Origin of the sequence: Rhizobium sp. SL42 (genome assembly GCF_021729845.1) — a bacterium.
GTDB lineage: Bacteria > Pseudomonadota > Alphaproteobacteria > Rhizobiales > Rhizobiaceae > Allorhizobium.
Map to the genome: position 1 here is coordinate 342,245 of NZ_CP063397.1, position 24,645 is coordinate 366,889.

Annotated in this window: 26 protein-coding genes; 9 read left to right on the top strand and 17 right to left on the bottom strand. The window is 61.0% G+C overall.

Annotated elements, in window-relative coordinates; all coding sequences use genetic code 11:
- Window positions 1-52 precede the first annotated feature (52 nt).
- The 10 genes from IM739_RS01510 to sdhC all read right to left on the bottom strand — a co-directional run bounded on the left by IM739_RS01510 (window position 53) and on the right by sdhC (window position 11,864).
- The gene (locus IM739_RS01510; RefSeq protein ID WP_237369512.1) at window positions 53-3,037 is read right to left on the bottom strand and encodes a 2-oxoglutarate dehydrogenase E1 component; all 2,985 of its coding nucleotides are present in this window, start codon (window positions 3,035-3,037) and stop codon (window positions 53-55) included.
- A gap of 160 nt (window positions 3,038-3,197) precedes the next feature.
- Complete coding sequence (sucD, locus tag IM739_RS01515; RefSeq protein ID WP_237369513.1) at window positions 3,198-4,100, bottom strand: succinate--CoA ligase subunit alpha; 903 nt, start codon at window positions 4,098-4,100, stop codon at window positions 3,198-3,200.
- Window positions 4,101-4,117: 17 nt separating this feature from the next.
- Window positions 4,118-5,311, bottom strand: a complete 1,194-nt coding sequence (gene sucC, locus IM739_RS01520; RefSeq protein WP_237369514.1) for an ADP-forming succinate--CoA ligase subunit beta — start codon at window positions 5,309-5,311, stop codon at window positions 4,118-4,120.
- A gap of 31 nt (window positions 5,312-5,342) precedes the next feature.
- The gene (gene mdh / locus IM739_RS01525) at window positions 5,343-6,305 is read right to left on the bottom strand and encodes a malate dehydrogenase (protein ID WP_237369515.1); all 963 of its coding nucleotides are present in this window, start codon (window positions 6,303-6,305) and stop codon (window positions 5,343-5,345) included.
- A gap of 171 nt (window positions 6,306-6,476) precedes the next feature.
- Window positions 6,477-7,646 (bottom strand): cell division protein ZapE, encoded by a 1,170-nt coding sequence (zapE, locus tag IM739_RS01530; protein WP_237369516.1) that lies wholly within the window; start codon window positions 7,644-7,646, stop codon window positions 6,477-6,479.
- Window positions 7,647-7,703: 57 nt separating this feature from the next.
- Window positions 7,704-8,237: a protease inhibitor Inh/omp19 family protein gene (locus tag IM739_RS01535; RefSeq protein WP_237370935.1), complete on the bottom strand. Its 534-nt coding sequence runs from the start codon at window positions 8,235-8,237 to the stop codon at window positions 7,704-7,706.
- Between the two features lie 192 nt (window positions 8,238-8,429).
- Window positions 8,430-9,209: a succinate dehydrogenase iron-sulfur subunit gene (locus IM739_RS01540; RefSeq protein WP_237369517.1), complete on the bottom strand. Its 780-nt coding sequence runs from the start codon at window positions 9,207-9,209 to the stop codon at window positions 8,430-8,432.
- 18 nt (window positions 9,210-9,227) lie between these two features.
- Window positions 9,228-11,072, bottom strand: a complete 1,845-nt coding sequence (gene sdhA / locus IM739_RS01545) for a succinate dehydrogenase flavoprotein subunit (RefSeq protein ID WP_237369518.1) — start codon at window positions 11,070-11,072, stop codon at window positions 9,228-9,230.
- A 6-nt stretch (window positions 11,073-11,078) separates the two neighbouring features.
- A complete protein-coding gene (gene sdhD / locus IM739_RS01550; RefSeq protein ID WP_237369519.1) occupies window positions 11,079-11,459 on the bottom strand; it encodes a succinate dehydrogenase, hydrophobic membrane anchor protein in 381 nt (126 codons plus the stop codon).
- A 12-nt stretch (window positions 11,460-11,471) separates the two neighbouring features.
- Window positions 11,472-11,864: a succinate dehydrogenase, cytochrome b556 subunit gene (sdhC, locus tag IM739_RS01555; RefSeq protein WP_237369520.1), complete on the bottom strand. Its 393-nt coding sequence runs from the start codon at window positions 11,862-11,864 to the stop codon at window positions 11,472-11,474.
- 291 nt (window positions 11,865-12,155) lie between these two features.
- On the opposite strand from sdhC, the gene IM739_RS01560 reads away from it, so the two are divergent.
- Window positions 12,156-12,518: a hypothetical protein gene (locus tag IM739_RS01560; protein WP_237369521.1), complete on the top strand. Its 363-nt coding sequence runs from the start codon at window positions 12,156-12,158 to the stop codon at window positions 12,516-12,518.
- Window positions 12,519-12,554: 36 nt separating this feature from the next.
- Here IM739_RS01560 and IM739_RS01565 read toward each other — a convergent pair whose 3' ends face one another.
- Genes IM739_RS01565 through tsaD form a run of 5 tightly spaced genes read right to left on the bottom strand, consistent with a single transcriptional unit; the run spans window position 12,555 to window position 16,038 of the window.
- Entirely contained in the window at window positions 12,555-13,199 is a 645-nt protein-coding gene (locus tag IM739_RS01565; protein WP_237369522.1) for a class I SAM-dependent methyltransferase, read from the bottom strand.
- Window positions 13,200-13,206: 7 nt separating this feature from the next.
- Window positions 13,207-13,638, bottom strand: a complete 432-nt coding sequence (locus IM739_RS01570; RefSeq protein WP_237369523.1) for an EVE domain-containing protein — start codon at window positions 13,636-13,638, stop codon at window positions 13,207-13,209.
- 3 nt (window positions 13,639-13,641) lie between these two features.
- Window positions 13,642-13,935 carry a YciI-like protein gene (locus IM739_RS01575; RefSeq protein WP_237369524.1) on the bottom strand — a complete coding sequence of 98 codons (294 nt, stop codon included), beginning with the start codon at window positions 13,933-13,935 and terminating at the stop codon, window positions 13,642-13,644.
- 22 nt (window positions 13,936-13,957) lie between these two features.
- The gene (locus tag IM739_RS01580; protein WP_237369525.1) at window positions 13,958-14,947 is read right to left on the bottom strand and encodes an NAD(P)H-dependent glycerol-3-phosphate dehydrogenase; all 990 of its coding nucleotides are present in this window, start codon (window positions 14,945-14,947) and stop codon (window positions 13,958-13,960) included.
- Complete coding sequence (gene tsaD / locus IM739_RS01585; RefSeq protein ID WP_237369526.1) at window positions 14,944-16,038, bottom strand: tRNA (adenosine(37)-N6)-threonylcarbamoyltransferase complex transferase subunit TsaD; 1,095 nt, start codon at window positions 16,036-16,038, stop codon at window positions 14,944-14,946. The genes IM739_RS01580 and tsaD overlap by 4 nt, the downstream gene beginning before the upstream one ends.
- Window positions 16,039-16,111: 73 nt before the next feature.
- Between tsaD and hemC the strand changes: the two genes are divergently transcribed.
- The 6 genes from hemC (at window position 16,112) to IM739_RS01615 (ending at window position 22,004) form a co-directional block, all read left to right on the top strand.
- Complete coding sequence (gene hemC / locus IM739_RS01590; protein WP_237369527.1) at window positions 16,112-17,041, top strand: hydroxymethylbilane synthase; 930 nt, start codon at window positions 16,112-16,114, stop codon at window positions 17,039-17,041.
- Between the two features lie 4 nt (window positions 17,042-17,045).
- Entirely contained in the window at window positions 17,046-17,762 is a 717-nt protein-coding gene (locus IM739_RS01595; protein ID WP_237369528.1) for a uroporphyrinogen-III synthase, read from the top strand.
- Between the two features lie 90 nt (window positions 17,763-17,852).
- A complete protein-coding gene (locus IM739_RS01600) occupies window positions 17,853-19,169 on the top strand; it encodes a COG4223 family protein (protein ID WP_237369529.1) in 1,317 nt (438 codons plus the stop codon).
- A gap of 4 nt (window positions 19,170-19,173) precedes the next feature.
- Window positions 19,174-20,796 carry a heme biosynthesis protein HemY gene (locus IM739_RS01605; RefSeq protein WP_237369530.1) on the top strand — a complete coding sequence of 541 codons (1,623 nt, stop codon included), beginning with the start codon at window positions 19,174-19,176 and terminating at the stop codon, window positions 20,794-20,796.
- 10 nt (window positions 20,797-20,806) lie between these two features.
- Complete coding sequence (locus IM739_RS01610) at window positions 20,807-21,286, top strand: tellurite resistance TerB family protein (protein WP_237369531.1); 480 nt, start codon at window positions 20,807-20,809, stop codon at window positions 21,284-21,286.
- Window positions 21,276-22,004 (top strand): glutamine amidotransferase, encoded by a 729-nt coding sequence (locus IM739_RS01615; protein ID WP_237369532.1) that lies wholly within the window; start codon window positions 21,276-21,278, stop codon window positions 22,002-22,004. Before IM739_RS01610 ends, IM739_RS01615 begins: the two co-directional genes overlap by 11 nt.
- On the opposite strand, the gene IM739_RS01620 is transcribed toward IM739_RS01615, so the two are convergent.
- On the bottom strand, window positions 21,989-23,236 hold the full coding sequence (locus IM739_RS01620; protein ID WP_237369533.1) for an MFS transporter: 1,248 nt from the start codon (window positions 23,234-23,236) through the stop codon (window positions 21,989-21,991). The genes IM739_RS01615 and IM739_RS01620 overlap by 16 nt on opposite strands.
- Before the next feature lie 129 nt (window positions 23,237-23,365).
- On the opposite strand from IM739_RS01620, the gene IM739_RS01625 reads away from it, so the two are divergent.
- Both IM739_RS01625 and IM739_RS01630 read left to right on the top strand, forming a co-directional pair.
- Window positions 23,366-23,656, top strand: a complete 291-nt coding sequence (locus IM739_RS01625) for a YggT family protein (protein ID WP_237369534.1) — start codon at window positions 23,366-23,368, stop codon at window positions 23,654-23,656.
- A complete protein-coding gene (locus IM739_RS01630; protein ID WP_237369535.1) occupies window positions 23,653-23,967 on the top strand; it encodes a DUF167 domain-containing protein in 315 nt (104 codons plus the stop codon). Before IM739_RS01625 ends, IM739_RS01630 begins: the two co-directional genes overlap by 4 nt.
- Before the next feature lie 4 nt (window positions 23,968-23,971).
- Here IM739_RS01630 and ppa read toward each other — a convergent pair whose 3' ends face one another.
- A complete protein-coding gene (ppa, locus tag IM739_RS01635; protein ID WP_237369536.1) occupies window positions 23,972-24,508 on the bottom strand; it encodes an inorganic diphosphatase in 537 nt (178 codons plus the stop codon).
- Window positions 24,509-24,645 lie beyond the last annotated feature (137 nt).

Consider the following 24,645-nt stretch of genomic DNA (forward strand, 5'->3'; position numbering starts at 1 on the left):
AATTCCGTTAATCAGAGAACGTTTCGGTCGATGGAGATGGTGACTGGGCGGATCAACCGCCCAGTGCGTCCTCCAGGAAGGCTTCGAGCTGGGCGAGATGCTTGGACATCAGGCCCGTTGCCGGCGATGCCGCAGCCGGACGACCGGTGTAGCGAACACGCTGATACTTGGCGTCGATATGAGCAAGAACCCATTCGAGGTAAGGGTCGATGAACGACCATGCGCCCATGTTCTTCGGCTCTTCCTGGCACCAGACCATCTCGGCATTGCGGAAGCGCGACAGCTCGTTGATCAGGGCCTTGGCCGGGAACGGATAGAGCTGTTCGATACGCAGCAGGTAGATGTCGTCGATGCCGCGCTTTTCGCGTTCTTCGAGCAGATCGTAGTAGACCTTGCCCGAGCACATCACGACACGACGGATCTTGGCATCCTTCTGCAGCTTGATCGGACCGTCCTTGATCACTTCGGCATCATCCCACAGCAGGCGGTGGAAGGATGATTCACCCGCCATTTCGGCCAGGCTCGACGTGGCCCGCTTGTGGCGCAGCAGCGACTTCGGCGTCATCAGGATCAGCGGCTTGCGGAAGTCGCGCTTCATCTGACGGCGAAGGATATGGAAATAGTTGGCCGGCGTCGTGCAATAGGCAACCTGCATATTGTCTTCGGCGCACATCTGCAGCCAACGCTCGAGGCGGGCCGAGGAATGTTCCGGCCCCTGGCCTTCATAGCCATGCGGCAGCAGGCAGACGAGGCCGGACATGCGCAGCCACTTGCGTTCACCCGACGAGATGAACTGGTCGAATACGACCTGCGCACCGTTGGCGAAGTCGCCGAACTGGGCTTCCCAGAGCGTCAGCGCGTTCGGGCGGGCCAGCGAATAGCCGTATTCGAAGCCGAGAACGGCCTCTTCGGACAGCATCGAGTTGATGACTTCGTACTTGGCCTGGTTCGGCGCAAGATTGGCCAACGGGATGAAGCGATCTTCGGTTTCCTGATCGTAGAGAACCGAATGGCGCTGGCTGAACGTGCCACGTTCACAATCCTGGCCGGACAGGCGGATCTTGTGGCCGTCGAGGACCAGCGACCCGAAGGCAAGCGCCTCGGCCATCGCCCAGTCGATACCTTCACCGGTCTCGACCATCTGCGAACGGTTGTCCATGAAGCGCTGGATCGTGCGATGCGCCTTGAAGCCCTCCGGAATGGCCGACAGTTTGCGGCCGATTTCCTTGAGCGACTTCATCGGCACGGCAGTCTTGCCACGGCGCTGTTCGTCGGCGTTGTCAGCCGAGCGCAGGCCCGACCACTGGCCGTCCAGCCAGTCGGCCTTGTTCGGCTTGTAGCTCTGGCCGGCTTCGAACTCGGTCTCGAGATTGGCGCGCCAGTCGGCCTTCATCTTCTCGAATTCGCCATCGGTCATCAGGCCTTCGGAAATCAGGCGCTCAGCATAGATCTGCGCGACCGTCTTGTGGCCCCGAATGACCTTGTACATCTTCGGCTGCGTGAACGCAGGCTCGTCGCCTTCGTTATGGCCGAAGCGGCGATAGCAGAACATGTCGATGACGACAGGCTTGTGGAACTTCATCCGGTATTCGGTGGCGATCTTGGCGGCATAGGTCACCGCTTCCGGATCGTCGCCGTTGACGTGGAAGATCGGCGCTTCGATCATCTTCGCGACGTCCGACGGATAAGGCGACGAACGCGAGAAGGCCGGATTGGTGGTGAAGCCTATCTGGTTGTTGATGATGACATGCATCGTTCCGGCAACGCGGTGACCGCGCAGGCCAGACAGGCCGAGGATTTCGGCAACCACGCCCTGGCCGGCAAACGCCGCATCACCATGCAGCAGCAGCGGCAGGACCTTCGAGCGTTCCTTGAGCGGAATGACATCGCCGTCCCAGGTCTTGGCGAGCTGGTCCTGCTTGGCGCGGGCCTTGCCCATGACGACCGGGTTGACGATTTCCAGATGCGACGGGTTTGCCGTCAGCGACAGGTGAACCTTGTTGCCGTCGAATTCGCGGTCAGAGGAAGCACCCAGATGGTACTTCACGTCACCGGAGCCCTCGACTTCATCGGGCTTGAACGAACCGCCCTTGAACTCGTGGAACACCGCGCGATGCGGCTTTGCCATGACATTGGTCAGAACGTTCAGGCGGCCACGATGGGCCATGCCGAGAACGACCTCCTCAAGGCCTTCCTGGCCGCCACGCTTGATGATCTGCTCCAGCGCCGGGATAAGCGATTCACCGCCATCGAGACCGAAGCGCTTGGTGCCCTTGTACTTGACGTCGATGAACTGCTCGAAGCCTTCCGCCTCGATCAACTTCTGCAGGATCGCCTTCTTGCCGATCGGGGTGAATTCGACACCCTTGCCCGGGCCTTCGATGCGCTCCTGGATCCATGCCTTTTCTTCCGGATCGGAGATATGCATGAACTCGACGCCGAGCGTCGAACAATAGGTCCGTTTGAGGATGTCGAGCATCTGCGGAATGGTCGCGTATTCGAGACCCAGCACATTATCGATGAAGATCTTGCGGCTGTAGTCGGCTTCGGTGAAACCGTAGGCCGCCGGCGACAACTCGTTGTAGTCGTCAACCGGTGCGGCAAGGCCGAGCGGATCGAGATTGGCATGCAGGTGGCCGCGCATGCGATAGGCGCGGATCATCATGATGGCGCGCACACTGTCGCGGGTCGCCTGGAGAACCTCGGTTTCGGAGATCGGCTTGCCGACTGCTTCCGCCTTGGCCTTCACCTTGGTCTCGACGACCTTCTCGATCGTGCCCCAATTGCCATCGAGGGCCGAGACAAGCTCGCCATTAGCGGCGATCGGCCAGTTTTTCCGCTGCCATGACGCGCCGGATGCGGCTTTTTTCACATCGGCCGGGTTGTCCGCAAGCGCCTTGAAGAAAGACTGCCATTCGCCCGATAGCGACGACGGATCTTCCTGATAGCGCGCGTAAAGCTGTTCGATATAGGCTGCGTTCGATCCGTCGAGGAAGGACGTGATCAGGAACTGCTCGTTGGCTTCTTGCCTACTCATGGTGTTTCGCGAGCGCCCTGGCTCGCCTCCCGAATTGAGATGATGACCGGATCCGGTCTGCCGCTTTCCCGCGTCCGAGCGGGGCCTTCGATTTAAATGCCGAAACCAGGCAAAGAGATGATGAACCGATCCCCTTGCCTGGCACTTGCTTTATATGGGCTCAGCCCTTGAGGACTTCGACCAGCGTCTTGCCGAGGCGTGCCGGGGAAGGCGAAACCTTGATGCCAGCCGCTTCCATGGCTTCGATCTTCGATTCTGCGTCGCCCTTGCCGCCGGAAACGACAGCACCGGCATGACCCATCGTGCGGCCCTTCGGAGCAGTCCGACCGGCGATGAAGCCTGCCATCGGCTTCTTGCGGCCCTTCTTGGCTTCGTCGATGAGGAACTGCGCCGCATCTTCTTCAGCCGAACCGCCGATTTCGCCGATCATGATGATCGAGGTCGTGGCCGGGTCGGCCAGGAACATTTCGAGCACGTCGATGAACTCGGTGCCCTTGACCGGGTCGCCGCCGATGCCGACAGCCGTGGTCTGGCCTAGGCCTTCGTTCGAGGTCTGGAACACGGCTTCATAAGTCAGCGTGCCGGAGCGCGAGACGATACCGACCGAGCCCTTGCGGAAGATCGAGCCCGGCATGATGCCGATCTTGCATTCTTCCGGGGTCATGATGCCCGGGCAGTTCGGGCCGAGCAGGCGTGACTTGGAGCGGTCGAGGCGCGCCTTGACGCGAACCATGTCCATGACCGGAATGCCTTCGGTGATGCAGGTGATGAACGGGATCTCGGCTTCGATCGCCTCGATGATCGCATCGGCAGCCCCTGCTGGCGGAACGTAGATGACCGAAGCGTCGGCACCTGTGCGTTCCTTGGCTTCGGCGACCGAAGCGAAGATCGGCAGGCTTTCGCCCTTCGAGCCGGTCCAGGTTTCGCCGCCCTTCTTCGGGTGGATACCGCCGACCATCTGCGTGCCGTAATAGGCAAGAGCCTGTTCGGTGTGGAAGGTACCGGTCTTGCCGGTCAGGCCCTGAACGAGGACCTTGGTGTCTTTATTGACGAGAATAGACATTGTTTCCGGTCCTTAAATTAAGCGTTGATCGCAGCGACGATCTTCTTGGCAGCATCGTCCAAGTCGTCGGCAGCGGTGATCGCAAGACCAGATTCGTTGAGGATCTTCTTGCCGAGCTCGACATTGGTGCCTTCGAGACGGACAACGAGCGGAACCTTGAGGCCGACTTCCTGCACGGCGGCGACAACGCCTTCCGCGATGACGTCGCACTTCATGATGCCGCCGAAGATGTTGACGAGGATGCCCTCGACCTTCGGGTCAGCCGTGATGATCTTGAACGCAGCCGCGACCTTCTCCTTGCCGGCACCACCGCCGACGTCGCAGAAGTTGGCCGGCTCCTTGCCGTAGAGCTTGATGATGTCCATCGTCGCCATGGCGAGACCGGCACCGTTGACCATGCAGCCGATATTGCCGTCGAGCGCCACGTAAGCGAGGTCCCACTTGGAGGCTTCGATTTCCTTGGCGTCTTCCTCGGTCTCGTCGCGCAGCGCCTTGACGTCGTCGTGGCGGAACAGGGCGTTTCCGTCGAACGACATCTTGGCGTCGAGCACACGCAGATGGTCATTCTTCATGACGATCAGCGGGTTCACTTCGAGCAGCGCCATGTCCTTTTCGACAAAGGCCTTGTAGAGGATCGGGAACAGCGACTTGGCATCTTCGGCAGCTGCACCCGAAAGCTCAAGCGCCTTGGAGATGGCGGCAACATCGGCATCCGTCACGCCGGTTTCCGGATTGATCGCGATGGTATGGATCTTTTCCGGCGTGTCATGCGCGACAGCCTCGATGTCCATGCCGCCTTCGGTCGAAACCACGAAGGCCACCTGACCAACCGAACGGTCGACCAGCAGCGAGCAATAGAGTTCGCGGGCGATGTCGGCACCATCTTCGATATACAGGCGGTTGACCTGCTTGCCGGCGTCGCCGGTCTGGGCGGTCACCAGCGTATTGCCAAACATTTCCTTGGCGTGGCTCTTGGCTTCGTCGATCGAGAAAGCGAGGCGAACGCCGCCCTTGGCGTCCGGACCAAGTTCCTTGAACTTGCCCTTGCCGCGACCGCCAGCATGGATCTGGCTCTTGACCACGTAGAGCGGGCCCGGAAGCTGCTTTGCTGCGGCTTCGGCTTCTTCTGCAGAGAAGATCGCCACACCTTCGGCGACCGGTGCACCAAAGCTCTTCAGAAGAGCCTTGGCCTGGTATTCATGAATGTTCATTGTCGTGTCCCTGTCTTGGGCGGAATGGCAATTACTTGAGAGCCGGGGCGATGTTGATGCAGGCCTCGCAAAGACCGGCAACCGCGCCGACCGACTTCTGGAAGGCTTCTTCTTCAGCCTTGTTCAGGTCGATTTCGATGATGCGCTCGACGCCGCCGGCACCGATGACGACCGGAACGCCGACATACATGTCCTTGACGCCGTACTGGCCCGAGAGGAAGGCGGCGCAAGGCAGCACGCGCTTCTTGTCCTTGAGGTAGGACTCGGCCATTTCGATAGCCGAAGCGGCAGGCGCATAGTAGGCAGAACCGGTCTTCAGCAGGCCGACGATTTCGGCGCCGCCATCGCGGGTGCGCTGGATGATTTCTTCAAGACGTTCCTTGGTGACCCAGCCCATCTTGACCAGATCGGTGAGCGGAATGCCGCCGACGGTCGAGTAACGGGCGAGCGGCACCATCGTGTCACCATGGCCGCCGAGAACGAAGGCCGTGACGTCCTGGACGGACACGTTGAATTCTTCCGACAGGAAGAGGCGGAAGCGCGACGAGTCGAGAACGCCAGCCATGCCGACGACCTTGTTGGCCGGCAGGCCGGAGAACTTCTGCAGCGCCCAGACCATCGCGTCGAGCGGGTTGGTGATGCAGATGACGAAGGCATTCGGAGCATACTTCTTGATGCCGGCGCCGACCTGTTCCATGACCTTGAGGTTGATGCCGAGCAGATCGTCTCGGCTCATGCCCGGCTTGCGGGCAACGCCGGCGGTGACGATGCAAACATCAGCGCCTTCGATGGCGGAATAGTCGCTCGCGCCAGTCATCTTCGCATTGAAGCCTTCGACCGGCGAGGACTGGGCAATGTCGAGACCCTTGCCCTGCGGGATGCCGTCAGCAATGTCGAACAGGACGATGTCGCCCAGTTCCTTCAGACCGGCGAGATGCGCCAGCGTTCCACCAATCATTCCAGAACCGATAAGAGCGATCTTATTGCGCGCCATTGAAGAGCTTCCTTTTAGATCCATAACCAAGGTCGAGACGAGTGTTAGTCCATCCTTGTGGACAGACCGAATAGCCCCAACCACATAGAATCGCAAACGATAATTTTCGGTGTATAAATTTCAATCGGTTAGATCATCAAATTCTTACGTAAACGTAATAATTTGCGACAATCAGATGTCAGCAACGTGACGATTTGCCTGATGAAGCTCAAGATAGTCCGCGCTGCGCATCTCAAATAGGCGCGAAATGGTACGATCGAACTCGAAGCCTTCCGTGCCTTTTTTCTCGGTAAGCAAAACCTCTGGCATGGCCGCTGCGGAGACAAACAGCCGGACGCTCGCGTCATAAAGCGCATCGATGAGTATGATGAACCGTTTCGTTTCGTTACGTTTTTCCGGCCCGAGATGCGGCACGTCTTCGACGAAGACCACGTCGAACCGCTGCGCAATGGCGAGGTAATCCGATGCGCCGAGCGGCCTGCTGCAAAGCTCGTCAAAGGTGAACCGGGCCACTCGCCCTACGGCGCGGGGGATATCGATCTGCCTGCCCTTCATCTCGATCGACATGGGAGCTTCCCGCGCCCCGTCCGTCACATGACGCCAGGCGAGGTCGATCTGACGGCGCGCTTCCGGTGACAGCGGCGCCACATAGACCGGCAGGCTCTCCATCTTCTCCATCCGGTAGTCCGTCGGAGAATCAAGCGTCGCCACTTCCACATAGCGCTTCAGCAGATCGACAAAGGGCAGAAAGAGACCGCGGTTGAGACCATCCCGGTAGAGATTGGTCGGCTCGACATTGGACGTCGCAACCAGTGTGCAACCGCGCGCGAACAGCTCGGTGAAGAGCCGTGCCAGGATCATCGCATCGGCGATATCGGTGACGGTGAATTCATCGAAGCACAGAAGTTCGGCTTCTTCGCGCAGCGCTGCGGCGACTGGCGGCACCGGGTCAGCCTGTTTCGTTTCGCCGGCCTTCAGCTTTTGCCGGTGGGCGTGGATGCGTGCGTGCACATCGGCCATGAATTCATGAAAATGCGCCCGCCGCTTCTTCTCAACCGGAGCCAGATTGAAAAACAGGTCCATCAGCATGGTCTTGCCGCGACCGACACTGCCGTGCACGTACAGCCCCCTGATCGGTTGCTCCGGCTTCCGCTTCTGCGCGAAGATCCAGCCCAGCGCACTTTTCTTGGCGGCCGGGCGGCGACTTTTCAGTTCCGTGAGAATCCGGTCAAGCCTGCCTGCAACACCCATTTGCGCCGCATCGGCCTTCAGCGTGCCAGCTTCGGTCATCGCCCGCAGCTGTTCTACGACGCTGAGCGCATAATCAGGAATAGGCTGCATGAACAAGCTCTGCCTGGGCGACAGCCTCATCCGGGCTGCCGCAGGGATGAGAGAGGATTAGCGGCTGAGGCTGACGGGCTGACCGGAATTGGTCGTGCCATCGAAACGCGCGTCGGCGGTCTTGTAGAGGCTGCCGATCGTGTTGCCATTGCGGTCCTTGAGCTGGACCTGGCGGCCGGAAACTTCCCAGGAACCCATCGCCGTTAGTTCGCCAGCGCAACCGCGGGTACCGCCACGCGAGCCGCTGCCGAGATTGGTCAGCGTCAGGAACATGTCGCAGGTGGAGCCGCCATTCTGGACGCGCCAGTTGCCAACCATCGATTCCTTCGTCACATCCAGCGCCGTGGCCGGGGGTGCGCCCGCACCGACACCCGGTGTCATCGCGGCGGTATTGGCCGGGGCGACCGGAAATTGCGACGGGTCGGTTGCACCCGGAGGCGGCAGCTGGCCGGATTGAACCGAAGGCACGGGTGAAGCCTGCAGCGGCGGCAGAGCGGTATTGGCAGCGCTCGCGCTGTTGTAGGACGTCCGCTGACAACCTGCGAGCGCCAACAAGATGGCCACTCCCGTAACCGCGTGGTTCAATTTCATCATCACACTCCCGCTCAAGCGACATCCGCCGCAATCTGCCGTATATCTGGGTTAGAAATATGTTACGCGCATATGGTTAATCAAGTTCCATATGGCAATTTGACGATAGGCCGTTGATATGCGGACAAAATAAGGCCGCCCAAGTCGAAACCGGGCGGCCGTGTTGATTTGCCTCACCGTCTATGCAACCGATCAGACGCGGCGCTCGACCATCATCTTCTTGATCTCGGCAATCGCCTTGGCCGGGTTCAGCCCCTTCGGGCAGGCCTGCGCGCAGTTCATGATCGTGTGGCAGCGATAGAGACGGAAGGGATCCTCGAGATTGTCGAGGCGTTCGCCGGTCGCCTCGTCGCGGCTGTCGATCAGCCAGCGATAGGCCTGCAGCAGAACGGCCGGACCGAGATAGCGGTCGCCATTCCACCAGTAGCTCGGACAGGATGTCGAGCAGCACGCGCACAGGATGCACTCATAGAGGCCATCGAGCTTCAGGCGATCCTCATGGCTCTGCTTCCATTCCTTGGCCGGCGGCGGCGAAACCGTCTTCAGCCAGGGTTCGATCGACCGATGCTGCGCGTAGAAGTTGGTCAGATCCGGGATCAGATCCTTGACCACCGGCATATGCGGCAGAGGATAGACCTTCACCGTGCCGTTGATCTCGTCCATACCCTTGGTGCAGGCCAGCGTGTTCGTGCCGTCGATATTCATCGCGCAGGATCCGCAGATACCTTCGCGACAGGAACGGCGCAGCGTCAACGTCGGATCGATATTGTTCTTGATGTAAAGAAGACCATCGAGAACCATCGGGCCGCAATCGTCGATATCGATATAGAACGTGTCGATACGCGGGTTCTGGCCGTCATCCGGGTTCCAGCGATAGACGCGGTATTCCCGCACATTCTTGGCAGCGGTCGGCTTTGGCCAGACCTTGCCTTCGGTCATCTGCGAGTTCTTCGGGAGAGCGAGTTCAACCATGTCCAGTTCCTCTGCAGATCAATAAACACGTGCCTTGGGCGCGATCTTGTAGGGATCGATGCCTTCGGCAATGAGTTCAGTGTGAACCGGGCGGTAGTCGAGTTTCACGTCGCCGGCCTCGTTGACCCAGGCCAGCGTATGCTTGCGCCAGTTGACGTCGTCACGACCGGCGAAAGGACCGTCGACATAGTCTTCGCGGGCGTGACTGCCGCGGCTTTCCTTGCGGGCCTCGGCGCCATAGACCGTGGTGATCGCATTGGCCATCAGGTTGTGCAGCTCGAGCGTTTCGACGAGGTCGGAGTTCCAGATCATCGAACGGTCGGTCACCTTGATGTCCGGCATTTCCTTCCAGATCGCCGAAATCCGGCGGCAACCGCTTTCGAGTGCTTCCTGGGTCCGGAACACGGCGGCATCTTCCTGCATGGCGCGCTGCATCTTGTCGCGCAGCACGGCCGTCGGGGTCGAGCCGTTGGCATTGCGGATGCTGTCGAAGCGATCCATGATCTTGTCACAGGCGGCAATATTGAGAGCCGGGATCGGCGTGGTGCGATCGATGACCTCCGCCGCGCGGATAGCAGCGGCACGGCCGAACACGACCAGGTCGATCAGCGAGTTCGAGCCGAGACGGTTTGCACCATGCACCGAAGCGCAGCCAGCTTCGCCGACCGCCATCAGACCGGGCAGCACACGTTCCGGATTGTTGCTGTCGGCATTCAGCACTTCACCCCAGTAATTGGTCGGAATGCCACCCATGTTGTAGTGCACGGTCGGCAGGACCGGGATCGGCTCGCGGGTCACATCGACGCCGGCAAAGATCTTCGCCGATTCCGAAATGCCCGGCAGCCGCTCATTCAGCACCGCCGGATCCAGATGGTCGAGATGCAGGAAGATGTGGTCCTTGTTCTTGCCGACGCCACGGCCCTCGCGGATTTCCATGGTCATGCAGCGCGAGACGACGTCACGCGAGGCCAGGTCCTTGGCCGACGGTGCGTAACGCTCCATGAAGCGCTCGCCTTCGGAATTGACGAGATAGCCGCCTTCGCCGCGCGCGCCTTCCGTGATCAGGCAACCCGCGCCGTAAATGCCGGTCGGATGGAACTGCACGAATTCCATATCCTGCAGCGGTAGGCCGGCGCGCGCCACCATGCCGCCACCGTCGCCGGTGCAGGTATGGGCGGACGTCGCCGAGAAATAGGCGCGGCCATAACCGCCGGTCGCCAGCACCACCATCTTCGCGGAGAAGCGATGGATCGTGCCGTCGTCCAGGTTCCAGGCGACAACGCCGGTACAGCGGCTACCGTCATCCGACATGATCAGGTCGAGGGCAAAATACTCGATGAAGAATTCGGCATTGTTGCGCAGCGACTGGCCGTACAGCGTGTGCAGGATGGCGTGGCCGGTACGGTCGGCCGCAGCACATGTGCGCTGCACCGGTGGGCCTTCGCCGTAGTTCTGCATGTGACCGCCGAACGGGCGCTGATAGATCTTGCCTTCCTCGTTACGCGAGAACGGCACGCCGTAATGCTCGAGTTCATAGACCGCTTTAGGTGCTTCCATGGCGAGATACTGCATGGCATCGACGTCGCCGAGCCAGTCGGAACCCTTGACGGTGTCATACAGATGCCACTGCCAGGAGTCCGGCGTCATGTTGTTGAGCGAGGCGGCGATACCGCCCTGTGCCGCAACCGTATGCGAACGGGTCGGAAAAACCTTGGTGATGCAGGCGGTCTTGAATCCCTGCTCGGCCATGCCGAGCGTCGCGCGCAGACCGGCGCCGCCGGCGCCGACGACAACAACGTCGTAGGAATGGTCTACGTAGGTATAGGCCTTGCCGTTCGGGGCGGTGTTATGAATGGATGCCATTTTGAATTATCCTACGAATGCGATCTTCAAGATGGCGAAAAGACAGAGCGCGCCCATCAAGATTGCGAAGAATGTGTTGAGCATCAGGAGCACGAGCTTCGGGATTTCCGCGTGCACGTAGTCTTCGACGATGACCTGCATGCCGAGCTTCATGTGAATGATGCCGGAGATCACCACCAGGCCCATAACCACCGCCACCAGCGGGTTGGACAGGGCAGCCGTCACGTCTTCATACGGCGCGCCGCCATACATGACGAGGAAGATCACGAAAATGATCAGCAGCGGAACGTTGGCAACGGCCGTAACGCGCTGGCGCCAGAAATGCTCGGTGCCATCCTTGGCAGATCCAAGACCGCGAACCTTGCCGAGAGGTGTACGCATATCCATGAATTTATCTCCTTAGCGCACGATGAAGGCGATGACCCAGATCAGCGCGGTCAGACAGAGCGACACGACGAAGGAGACCTTCACCAGCTTGGTGGTAAAATGCTTCTCGAAGCCATAGCCGAGATCCCACATAAAATGGCGAAGGCCACTCAGCATGTGATACATCAGCGCCCAAGTGTAGCCTATCAGGATCAGCTTGCCGATGATCGAACTCATCGCCCACTGGACCCAGTCGTAATAGACGCCACCCGACGCCGTGGCGATCAGCCACCAGGCGACAAGCACGGTACCAAAATACAGCGCAGCACCGGTAATGCGGTGCATGATCGACGCCATCATGGTCGGGATTGGCTTGTAAATTTGCAGATGCGGCGACAGAGGCCGGCTTTTCGTCACATTCGCCATCTAAACCTCGCGGCGTTTCGATGCGGTCCGAGTTATCGGAGATCCATTTACAGTGTTCGCAGCCCAGATCGGGTGCACTGCATCACGGCTTTAATCCTCGACACCCCGGACGACAAGCACATTCGCTTGACGTTTTCAATTTAATCGATTCGGGTGGATAGAACTTTAGCCTAGTCAGCGCCCCCAATATCCCCCTTACGAAAAAACCACGTCGGCGGATGACTTTAGCAACTGTATGCGGCATTGTGCGTTAACGTTACGTTAACCACGCTGCAGAGGAGTGCGCCCCCCATGACGGTCTATCGGTTCACGCTGGCGAGCCTTGCAGCCATCGCCACAATCGCAGTCTCCACGGCATCCATGGCCGGAGACCATCGCCACCACCGTCACCACCACCGGTCGCAGGATCACCGGTCGCAGGCCGTGATCGGCGGAAACGGCCTTCCCTCGGTGGTTCCGGGCGTCGGCACCTTCGCCGGCAATATCGCGGCTGTCCGCATCAAGGGCAATGGCATCTATTTCTATCGCGATGGCACAGCCAGCCCGACCGTCGTTTCCTACAAGGCACCGAAGGCGAGGATCATCGAGATTTCGGAGGATGCCCCCGACGCCGCCTGCTCGTTTGAAGCCGGCGTCTGCGTGATTCGCCCCTGAACCTGCCCGGAACCTGTCTGCCCCGATCAAATCATCTCAGACAAACCGCCAGACGGTTGTCTTCTTCACTTCGCTATCTTCCAGCACCCGCGTGACCGGCACCTGATAGGTGGCAAGCGCCTCCAGATGTTCGGTCGGCCGGTAGCTTCTGCCCGGATCCCCGACGAGCACCATCGTGCCGGAGGCGGCCAGCCGCCCGAACCAGCCCTTCAGCGCGGCGGCAAAATCCCCGTCGTAAAACACATCGCCGGCCAGAACGACATCCGCATCCACCGACATGCCGATGAGGTCGTCATTGGTGAAATCGAGCGTTACGCCATTGGCAGCGGCATTCAATCTTACGGCATTTTTCGCCCACGGATCGATATCTGCGGCCACCACGTCGGAAGCCCCGGCCATCGCCGCTGCAATGGCCACCAGGCCGGAACCGCTGGCGAAATCGAGAACCCGTTTACCGGCGACCACCTCCGGGTGGTCGAGAATGTAACGCGCAAGCCCCTGTCCGCCGGCCCAGGCGAAAGCCCAGAACGGCGGTGGAAGGCCGATCGCCTCGAGGTCTGCCTCGGTCTTCAGCCAGAGGTCATGAACCTCGCTTGCCAGATGGAGCCGGATTTCCGGCACATGCGGCGGCGCAAGCAGGCTGGTATTGTCGAGGATGAAACGCTCGGGATCGGTTTTCACAGGCGTTTCAGACCGGCGGGTTTGCCAGCCCGCCCATGCGGCAGACCTCGAAATATTCCTCATCCGTCACCGGCTGCACGGAAAGCCGCATGGAGGTGACCAGCGCCATCTTCTCCAGAGCCGAACTCGCCTTCACGTCTTTCAGCCTGACCGGTTTCGGCATGTCGCAGACGGCCCGGATATCGACGCAGTCCCAGCGAGCGTCGCCTTCCGCCGTGGAATCCGGATGCGACAGGGCACAGACCTCGACGATGCCGACGATTTCGAGGCCCTCGTTCGAATGATAGAAGAAGCCCTTGTCGCCGATCTTCATCGACCGCATGTTGTTGCGCGCCAGATAGTTGCGCACGCCGGTCCATTCGGTGCCCGTGGCGCCCGCATCCTTCTGCATCTGCCAGGACCACTTGAACGGTTCGGACTTGTAGAGCCAGAATGCCATGGCTCACGCCTCCGGGTTGTTGAAGACCCAGTTATAGGGCTTGATCTCGACGCTCTCGAACAGCCCGGCCTTGGCGTAGGGATCCTGCGCGGCAAGCGCCTTGGCATCCTCGAGGCTGTCAGCCGAAATCAGCAGCATCGACCCGCAGGGTTTGCCGTCGCTGTCGAGAAACGGGCCGGCGATCTTCAGCGTGCCGGCGGCATTCAGGCCGTTCAACCACTCCACATGCGGCGGGCGCGTTTCCATTCTGAGATTGAGATGGCCGGGCTTGTCGGCGCAGATGACGGCAAACAGCATGAAACGCTCCTTCGGGATGGGTTTATTCGGTGGTGATCGGACGTGACATCAACTGCGTGATCACGGTTGGAATATCAAGACGTCCGTCGATGATGGCCGCCACCGCCTGGGTGATCGGCATCGATACATTGAAGCCTTCGGCGAGGCGAGCGGCAACGGTCGCGGCAAAGGCGCCCTCGACCAGCGGACCGTTCCCGGCCGCCATGTCCTCGCCACGCCCGAGACCGATCCCGAAGCGCAGGTTGCGTGACTGATGACTGGTCGCCGTCAGCACTAGATCGCCAAGGCCCGACAGACCCCGCACGGTGTCGCCGCGCCCGCCCATCGCCTCGACCAGGCGCGACATCTCCGCCAGACCGCGTGCGATCAGCGCAGCCCGGGCCGAATCGCCCAATCCCATGCCTTCGACCACGCCACAGGCGATTGCCAAAACGTTCTTGAGCGCGCCGCCGAGCTGCACGCCGACGCGGTCATCGGAAGCATAGAGCCGGAACGTCTTGCCGGAGATCGCCTTTGCCAGCCGTTCGGCGGTGGCAAGATCACGGGCAGCGAGCGCCATCGCAGTTGGCAGACCCTTGGCGATATCGGCAGCGAAGCCTGGACCGGACAGAACCGCGATCGGATGATCGGGAAGAGCCTCTTCCAGCACATCGGTCAGAAGTCGGGCCGTCTGCTTCTCTATGCCCTTGGCACAGATGACGACCGGCACATGCTTGCCGAGATGGGGACCATAGACACGCGCGGCATCGACCTGTGCCTGGGAAGGCATGGCAAAAAGCACGATATCGGCTCCTGCCAAATCTGCGGGCTCGGCCGAATAGCGCAAGGCTGCCGGCAACTGGATGCCTGGCAATGCGGTGTCGTGACGTCCGGACTTGGCCAAATCGACCATCTGCGAGGCATCGCGCCCGACAAGCACCACATCCGCCCGACCCTCTTGAGCCATGACCGCCGCGAGCGCCGTACCGAAGGCGCCGGCACCAACGACGGCAATCCGATCGTGCCCGCTCATGCCTTGGCCCCGCGTTTGCCATAGGCGAGCAGCGCCTGGGCACCGGCATCCAGCGGCCAGCGCGAACGAGGCGCGACATTCAGGTCATCCGGCGCAACTCCGAGTGCCATGCGCTCAAGGCCGGCCCAGGCAATCATCACCGCATTGTCCGTGCACAGGTGATGCGGCGGAGCGACGAAGCGGAAGCGGTGCTGGACACACAATTCATCAAGGGTGCGGCGCACTTCCTGATTGGCGGCCACGCCACCGGCAACGATCAGTGCCGGCTCTGCGACATCGGGATAAGTCTCGCGGAAACGCTGCAGCCCACGACCGATACGATCCATCAGCGTGCGCGAAATTGCCCGCTGGAACGAGGCACAGATATCGGCGATATCCTGATCGGTGACCGGCGCAATGCCTTCGGCCGCCTGCCGCACGGCAGTCTTTAGTCCGGAAAACGAAAAATCGAGCCTGGCTTCGCCGACCAGTGGCCGGGGAAAGGCAAAACGTTTTGCATTGCCTGTGGCAGCCGCGCGCTCCACGGCCGGGCCACCCGGATACGGCAGGCCAAGCAGTTTGGCGGTCTTGTCGAAGGCCTCGCCCAGGGCATCGTCGATCGTCGTGCCCCAGCGCTCGTAGTCGCCGACGCCCTTGACCAGCACCAACTGCGTGTGACCGCCGGAGACCAGCAGCATCAAATAGGGAAAAGCGACCCCATCCGTCAGCCGCGCCGTCAGCGCATGACCTTCCAGATGGTTGATCGCATAGAGCGGCTTGCCGGAGGCCCGCGCCATCGCCTTGCCGGTCATCAGTCCGACAAGCAGCCCGCCGATCAGTCCGGGCCCGGAGGTCGCCGCGATCGCATCGATGTCGGCAAGCGTGATCCCGGCCCGGGTCAGCGCCTCCTCGATCAGCGTATCGAGCGCTTCGACATGCGCACGCGCCGCAATTTCCGGCACGACGCCACCATAGGCGCTGTGTTCGTCCAGCTGGCTGAGAACCACGTCGGCCTCCGTGACGGCGGTCCCGTCCGGAAGACGTGTGACCACTGCGGCAGCCGTTTCGTCACAGCTGGTTTCGAGACCGAGAATACGGAGTTGCGACGTCATGGACCCTGTTCATTGATTGCGGTCACCGGGAAACCGGTCTACGAGGACTGTCGGTAACAACGGATCTGATCGGATGCAAACAAAACCTTTTCGCATCGGCACACGCGGAAGTCCGCTGGCGCTTGCCCAGGCGCACGAGACACGCGATCGCCTGATGCTGGCCCACAATCTGCCGGCAGAGATGTTCGAAATCGTCGTGCTTTCGACAAAGGGGGACCGGATCACCGATCGTTCGCTCTCGGAGATCGGCGGCAAGGGGCTTTTCACCGAGGAACTGGAGCAGCAGTTGAGCTCGGGCGAACTGGATCTTGCCGTGCATTCCTCCAAGGACATGCCGACGAAGTTGCCGGAGGGCCTGTATCTTTCCGCCTTTCTGCCACGCGAGGATGTGCGTGATGCCGTTGTCGGTCGCACGGCCCCCACCCTCCAGGAACTCCCGCATGGCGCAACCGTCGGCTCTTCGTCGCTGCGCCGGCAGGCCTTGATCCGCCGCCTCCGGCCCGACATCAACGTCATCACGTTCCGCGGGCTCGTCGACACCCGTCTGCGCAAGCTGGCAGACGGCGAAGTCGATGCGACACTGCTCGCCTTCGCTGGCCTGAAGCGCCTCGGCAAGCCCGATGTGCCGACGCAATTGCTCGACCCGTCCGAATTCCCGCCGGCACCGGCCCAGGGCGCGATCTGCATCGAGAGCCGGATCGGCGATAACAACATCAATGCGCTTCTGGCGGACATCAACGATCGCCCGACATTCGACGCCGTCACCTGCGAGCGTGCCTTTCTCGGCGCACTCGATGGCTCCTGTCGCACGCCGATCGCCGGATTGGCCACGATCGAGGGCGATCACCTTCGTTTTGCCGGAACGATCTTGACGCCTGACGGAAGCCAATCCTTCGACATCGCGGCCGAAGGCCATGTTTCCGAGGCCGCAAAGCTTGGCAGGGAAGCCGGCGAAGCGATCCGCGCCAAGGCCGGCAGCGGCTTCTTCACCAGCTGGAGCTGAACCCATGCGCGTTCTGGTGACGCGACCCGAACCGTCGGCGGAGAAAACCGCTGACCAGCTTCGGCATCGTGGCCACCAGCCAGTGCTGCTGCCGCTGATGCAGGCGCAGCGCCAACTCGACACACTGCGCCCAGCCTTGGCCGAGGTGCCGGGTGCCCTTGTAATCACAAGCGGCGAAGCCGTCCGTGTTTTGACCAGTCTCGGGCAGGACCTTTCGCCCCTCCTGCCACTTCCCGTATTTGCCGTCGGCATAAGGACAGCCGAGGCGGCGAAAAACCTTGGTTTCACAAATGTCATTGTCGGTGGCGGAGACGGCGAGGCGCTGGCCGATCGCATCCTTGCCGAATGGGATACCGGCAGAGACAACGGTCTCCTGTATCTGGCAGGGACTCCCAGGACACCCGGATTGGAAACCCGATTGATGGGAGCCGGCCTGAAACTCGCCGTTGCGGAATGTTATCGCATGCTACCGGTCAACAATGACCTGACAAGACTGCAAGCAGCTTTCGATCCCTGGCCTGACGTGGCCCTGCTATATTCGGCTGAAACCGCAAGGCTTTTCGTATCGCTGCCGCCGTTGAACGATCACAAGGGGCGGATCAAGAACCTGCGCATCCTTTGCCTGAGCAAAAAGATTGCCAAAACCCTGCCGCCCGATCTTCGCGCAAGCACCGCCTGGCCATCCGAACCCAATGAGGACCTGCTTCTCGATCTCATCTGAAGGTCGCAGGCTCAAAATCGATCTTCTCCCTTTCCTTCGACGGACTGACTGACTACGTTTAGCTCGATGCTGGGAAATGAAGAGGTTGCCATGGTTTCCGGAAAGCCACCCCGCCGATCGAAGTCCTCGGACGATCCGGTCACGATTGACCTGTCCGCAGAGGAAACCGGCGCGCCAACCACCGATGCAGACACAGTCGTCGCCTCTGACATTGCTGCAGAGGGCGAGCCGACCTCTGTCGATATCCCCGTAACACCTGTCGATGATGCTGAACCGATTGGCATCCAGGCCGAGGCACCGGGCCCCGAGCCGGAAGCAGAGCCATTACCAAAGCCAGAGCCTGAACCGACGCCATATCCGACCTATGAGGAGACGGTTGCACAACCAGCCGCCTCATCCCGTGAACAGCTCCGGCAGTCACCGGCGACATCGACGCTGATTGCCTCCGGCATCTTTGGCGGTCTCGTTGCCCTGGCACTCGCCGGCAGCATGCAATATGCCGGCATTGTCCCGGGAATTGGCCCCGAACAGCCAAGCGCTGAAGCACCGGCCGACAACGCCGAACTCCAGGCCCTGAAGGCCGAAGTGGCGCGCCTCGCATCGGCACAGTCTGCCCCGGGCGTCGACAACACGCTGGCAAACAGCGAACTGGCCGACCGCGTTGCGGCATTGGAGACCTCCCTCCAGGCCGCCAGTTCGGCCATGCCGCCAATCGATGCGGCAGCGCTGAACGAACTCAATGCCCAGATCACCCTCTCCAGGGATGCCATCGCCGCCTTGCGCAGCGACGTCGCCCGCAATGCCGAGGCATTGAATCAGAGCCAGGCGCGTCTGACCGAGGCGGAGAAGAAGATCGAAGAACCGCGCAACGACGTGGAAATGGCGCGCGCCATTGCGCTGGCCGGCCTGAAGACTGCCATCGATCGCGGCGGCCCCTTCATGTCCGAACTGGATGCATTGAGAAGCGTCGCGCCGGAGGATCCGGCCGTACAGTCACTCTCACCCATGGCTGCAACCGGCATTCCCTCGCGCGCTGATCTCGCCAACGGTTTTGGCCAAACGGCCGATGCGATCCTTGCCGCCATCCATCAGCCTGATCCGGACCAGGGTATTGCCGACCGCCTGCTGTCGGGGGCGCTGTCTGTCATCAAGGTTCGCCCCGTCGGCAATATCGCGGGAGAAACGACGGAAGCGATCGTCGCACGCATCGAGAACAAGCTTCAGAACGGCGACCTGAAGGGCGCCTCCCTGGAATGGCAAACGCTGCCGGAAGCCGGCAAGGCCGCTTCTGCGAACTTTGCCGAAACGCTGGACAAACGGGTCGCGGTCGAGGCCACGATCGGTGAAGCGCTTGCCAGCACCGTTGGCGGGGCATCTGCCGCAACAACCGGCGGAACAGGGGGCTGAGGCGATGACGACTGTCTTGAAGATCCTGTTCTTTTTCATCACCATCCTCGTTCTCGGCTTTGGCTTCTCCTGGCTGGCCGATCGGCCCGGATCCCTGTCGATCATCTGGGAAGGCCAGTTGATCGAAATGAGCCTGATGGTGGCCGCCACGATCATTATCGGCATCGTGGCAGTCGTGATGGCCTTCTGGTGGCTGTTTCGCACGCTCTGGACATCACCCCATTCCGTCCGACGCTACTTCCGCGCCCGCACGCGCGATCGGGGCTATCAGGCTCTTTCGACCGGTCTGATTGCAGCCGGCGCCGGCAATGCCATCCTCGCCCGCAAGATGAGCGCCCGTGCCCGCGGCCTGCTTCGCGCCGACCAGGAACCGCTGATCCTCGTGCTCGACGCCCAGGCGTCGCTGATCGAAGGCCGTCACGACGAGGCACGGCAACTGTTCCAGCAGATGTCGGAGGATGCCGAGACCCGGGAGCTTGGCCTGCGCGGCCTCTATGTCGAGGCAAGCCGCCTGGGTGCCCATGAGGCTGCGCGCCAATATGCCGAAACCGCAGCCGAGAGTGCCCCCTACTTGCCATGGGCGGCCAAGGCGACACTTGAATATCGCTGCCGCGCCGGCCACTGGGACGACGCGATCCGCCTTCTCGACCAGCAGCGGGTTGCCCATGTGCTCGACCGGCACGAGGCCGATCGTCTCAAGGCTGTCCTGCTGACCGCAAAGGCGCAGGATCAGCTTGAAGGTGAGCCGTTGGCCGCTCGCGATCATGCCCTGAAGGCGCTGAAGCTTGCCAAGGATCTTGTGCCGGCTGCCATCGTCGCCGCAAAGGCCTATCAACGCGAAGACAATCTCCGCAAGGCAGCAGGCACGCTGGAACAGGTGTGGAGGCTTTCACCCCATCCGGAAATCGCTCAGGCCTATGTGCGCTCGCGAAGCGGTGACAGTGCCGTGGACCGGCTGAAAAAGGCCGAAAAGCTCGAAGCCCTCAAGCCGAACAATATCGAATCCCTGCTGGCCGTCGCCGAGGCTGCCCTGGAAGCCCAGGAATTCGGCAAGGCGCGCGCCAAGGCGGAAGCCGCAGCCCGGATCGAATCACGCGAGCGCGTCTATCTTCTCCTCGCCGATATCGAAGAGGCACAGACAGGCGACCAGGGCCGTATCCGTCACTGGATGGGACAGGCGGTCAAGGCAGCCCGTGATCCCGCCTGGGTCGCAGACGGCCATGTCTCCGAACGCTGGATGCCGATCTCGCCGGTGACCGGCCGCCTCGATGCGTTCGAATGGAAGGTTCCCTTCGACCAGATTGAGGGGCCGATCGAGGAAGGCAATCTTTCGGGTGCCGAAAAAGCCCTGGGCACATTGCCGCCGATCGCGCCGAAGGAGCCGGCGCCGTCGACACGGGCCGACGCAAAGATCCTGGATGCAGAGCCGCTTGTCGTCGTCGACGAAGCCGTAAAACCGGCAGTGAAAAACGAAATCAAGACGCCCATTCCGGTTTCGGAGGCGGCTGCCCTGACGCAGCAAGACACCATTTCCGAACCGTTCTTTGGTCGCCCGCCCGATGATCCGGGCGTCAAGGATCCCGGCCGCTCCGCTCCCGAGGCAAAGACCCGGCTCAAACTCTTCTGATAGGATCTCTATGCTCGAGCGTCTGCAATCCTTTTTTCAATCGATCACGCAAGACCGCCCACCGGCGGTTTTCGCGCCTGATGATCCACGTATCGCCGTCGCCGCGCTATGTTTTCAGGTCATGGAAGCCGATGGCGTGGTTCGTGATGCCGAGCGGACGAAACTGCGCTCGATCCTGCAGGAGCAATATGACCTTGACGAGGTCAAGCTAGAAGCCCTGATTGCCGCCGGCCAGGAAGCCGAGAGCGAAGCCGTCGATTACTACCGCTTCACCACCGACCTCAAGCGTCATCTTGATGAACCTGCGCGGGAACAGTTGATCGGCATCCTCTGGGACATCGTCTATGCCGATGGCAATCGCAGCGAAATGGAGGATCACGCCATCTGGCGGGTTGCCGATCTGCTGGGTGTATCGTCGCGCGGTCGCGTGATCCAGCGCCAGGAGGCCGAAGCCCGCGCGGGACTGGGAGCAAGCGGCGATGCTCCATGACCCGGCACGCGCAAAGCGCAAACAACCGGTTCTGATCGTCCTGCACCAGGAACGCTCCAGTGCCGGCCGCGTCGGACAGATGCTAGAAGAAAAAGGCTATCCTTTGGATATCCGGCGGCCGGTGCTCGGAGAAAAGCTGCCCGCCACCCTGCAAAGCTACGCCGGCGCCGTCGTCTTCGGCGGTCCGATGAGTGCCAATGATCCCGACGACTTCGTCAAGCGTGAGATCGACTGGCTCGAGATACCGCTGAAGGAAAACAAGCCCTATCTCGGCATATGCCTCGGCGCCCAGATGCTGGTCCGCCAGCTCGGCGGAAAAGTTGAGGCCGACCGGGAGCAACGCACCGAGATCGGCTGGTACCCGATCCGCCCGACGGAACATGGTCGCCTGCTGATGCATTGGCCGCAGATGGTCTACCACTTTCATCGTGAAGGCTTCAGCCTGCCGCATGGCGCCAAGCTGCTGGCGGAAGGCGACATCTATCCGAACCAGGCCTTCCGCTATGGCCAGAATGCCTGGGGCGTCCAGTTCCACGCCGAACTGACCCGGGCCATGATGCACCGTTGGGTCGTGCATGGAGCGCACCGTTTCGTCCTGCCGAACGCCCAGCAAGGTCGCGATCATCTGGACGGACGGATGATCTTCGATGCGCCGCTTCGCGCCTGGCTATCGAATTTTCTCGACCTGATTTTCGAAAGAGCTCATTTGCCCGCCTGAGTCTCTGGCGCCTCAAGGCTGTCGATCTTGCGCAACTGCGGGAAGCCGAAGGCCCAGAGCCCTGCGACAGCCAGCGTGCCGACACCACCGACGACCACGGCCGCGACCGGGCCGATGAAATGCGCCATCGTGCCGGCGCGAAACTCGCCAAGCTCGTTCGACGCCCCGACAAACACCATGTTGACGGCGTTGACACGGCCGCGCACTTCATCCGGCGTCCAGAGCGCAATCAGTGTCTCGCGGACATAGACAGAAGCCATGTCGGCTGCGCCCATCAGCATCAGAGCCAGGATCGATACCCAGGCGGTTTGCGACAGGCCGAACATGATCGTGCCGACACCGAACAGGGCAACGCCGATGAACATGAAGACACCGGCATTGTGGCGGACGGGATAACTTGCCAACGCGATGGCAACGAGAATGGCGCCGATGCCGGGCGCAGCACGCAGCAACCCGAGACCCCATGGCCCGAGCGTCAGGATGTCCCGCGCAAATACCGGCATGAGCGCCACGGCACCGCCAAGCAGAACTGCAAACAGATCGAGCGAAATCGCTCCGAGCACGATCTTCTCGCCGAAGATGAAACGGAAGCCGGCCAGCAATGTATCCTTGGTGACGGCCTTGTTCGACATGCGCTGGGCGGGTCGCTCTACCAGGAAGACCAGAACGGCAGCTGCCAGGAAAAATGCCAGCGACGTCGAATAGGCAAGAACGGGACTTGCGCCATAGAGCAGACCGCCGGCAACGGGGCCGATGATCGATGCCGTCTGCCACGACGACGAATTCCAGGCGACGGCGTTGGCAAGATCCGCAGTCGGCACGAGATTGGGGGCAAGGGACTGCACAGCCGGCGCCGCAAACGCCCGCTCGACACCGAAGACGACGAGAATGGCAAAGACGATCGTCGGCTCGAAGGCATCGGTCAGCGTCAGTCCCAGCATCGCCGCCGCACAAAGCGAGCTCAGCACCATGCAGGCCGCAACGATCGCACGACGATTGTAGCGGTCGGCGACAGAGCCGGTGACGAGGATCAGCAGCAGGGCGGGAAGAAATTGCACCAGGCCGATCAGGCCGAGATAGAAGGCGCTTCCCGTCTGGTCATACATCTGCCAGCCAACCGAGACACTGAGAATCTGGGTGGCAAAGGCACCAAGAAAACGGGCAAAGAAGAAGCGCGTGTAAGACTTGTGCCGGAACGCAGCAAAGCGGTCGCCGGCGGAAGAAGGGGTCATGTCACAAACTTTCAGAAACAGCGGGACAAACAAGCCCGTTAAACATGATTTCGAATGCGGGCGCCCCATCCACTTGTCCGTTAAGTCGCCAATGTCTACATCTCTGTCAACCAAGAAATGGAGACCTGAATGCTTGCGCTATTTCAAACCATCGATCTCGTCCTCAGCATCTTCACCTGGATTCTGATCGGCAGCGCGATCTTCTCGTGGCTCTATGCCTTCAACGTCATCAATTCGAGCAATCGCTTCGTCGCCTCTCTCGGCTCGTTCTTCTACAACGTCACCGAGCCCGTCCTGCGTCCGATCCGTCGCTTCATGCCCGATCTTGGCGGCATCGACATCTCGCCGATCGTCGTCCTCGTCCTGATCTTTTTCGTCCGCTCGCTGCTGTGGAACACGATCTACCCGCTGGTGGCGTGAGCAAACCCTACCGGCTTGGCGCCGACCATCTGCTGCTTGCCATACGGCTGACGCCGAATCGCGGGCGCGACGTGCTGGAGGGCGCCGATATCTCGGCTGACGGACAGGTATACCTGAAAGCCAGGGTCACAGCCGTTCCCGAAAAGGGAAAGGCGAACAAGGCCCTGATCGCGCTTGTCGCCAAGGCGCTGCGTTGCCCAAAATCCTCGATCGCGGTCATCTCAGGCGATACGTCCAGACAAAAAATCCTCCGGATCGATGGCAACCCGGAGGACTTGGCAGAAAAGGTGGACTCGGTCCTGGCGCGCTGACGCCTTACTTCTTTTCGTCGGCTGCGCGCTGGATCGATTCAACGATCAGCTGCTTGGCGACATCCACGTCGCGCCAGCCACCGATCTTGACCCACTTGCCCGGCTCGAGATCCTTGTAGTGCTCGAAGAAGTGCTGGATCTGCTTCAGCGTGATTTCCGGAAGATCGGTATAGTTGGTGATCTTGTCATAACGGCGGGTCAGCTTCGGAACCGGAACGGCAAGGATCTTTTCGTCCATGCCGCCATCGTCTTCCATCAGCATGACGCCGATCGGGCGGACATTGATGACGCAACCCGGCACCAGCGGGCGCGTGTTACAGATCAGCACGTCCAGCGGATCGCCGTCGAGGCAGAGCGTATGCGGCACGAAACCATAGTTACCCGGATAGGTCATCGGGGTGTAGAGGAAGCGGTCGACCACCAGCGTGCCGGCATCCTTGTCCATTTCATACTTGATCGGTTGACCGCCAACCGGAACCTCAACGATGACGTTGATGTCTTCTGGCGGATTCTTGCCAATGGCAATTGCATCGATGCGCATTTTTTGGACCCCGTGGGAGTGTTGAAATCCCGCGTTTCCTAAAGCGAAAAATGGCGCATTGCAACACGGCTTTGGGCGAAGCTTCGGAATGGTAAAGGGCAGCGACCGTCGAAACGCCGCTTTGTCAGCCGGCAGGA